At 75.6% G+C, this 311-nt stretch carries 1 protein-coding gene; it reads right to left on the bottom strand.

Translation table 11 applies throughout. From position 1 onward, the window contains the following. Positions 1-229 (bottom strand): IS66 family transposase zinc-finger binding domain-containing protein (locus MJ797_RS20945; RefSeq protein ID WP_374582709.1); only part of this gene is annotated, 229 nt, incomplete at its 3' end. Between the last annotated feature and the right edge of the window lie 82 nt (positions 230-311).

The raw sequence follows: 311 nt of genomic DNA, 5'->3' as shown, positions 1-311 counted from the left end.
GCCGGCCGGTCACCCCTGGTGGGCTCGCCGAGGCGGTGGTCTTTCCGCAGCACGGGCAGGTCCGCGCCAGAACCCGGTACTCGGTTACGTGCGGGCGCGGCGGCGGGGGCGGGGCGTCGAGGACCTGCTGGCGCCGGGTCGCGAACACCGGCGCGTCGGCGAGCGACTCCCCGCAGTCCGCGCAGGTCGGCGGGTCGATGACCACAACCTCGTCCGGGTCGGTGACCATCGTGCGGGTCCGCCCGGGCTCACCGGGCTGCTTGCCACACGGCCGCCCCGTGGATGTGCGCGAGGACCGTTTCGGGGCCTTC

Source organism: Protofrankia sp. CiP3 (genome assembly GCF_917627345.1).
In the GTDB taxonomy this organism is placed as follows: Bacteria; Actinomycetota; Actinomycetes; order Frankiales; family Frankiaceae; genus Protofrankia.
The sequence above is the reverse complement of the archived record's forward strand: the minus strand, read 5'-3'. Positions and strand labels throughout refer to the sequence as shown.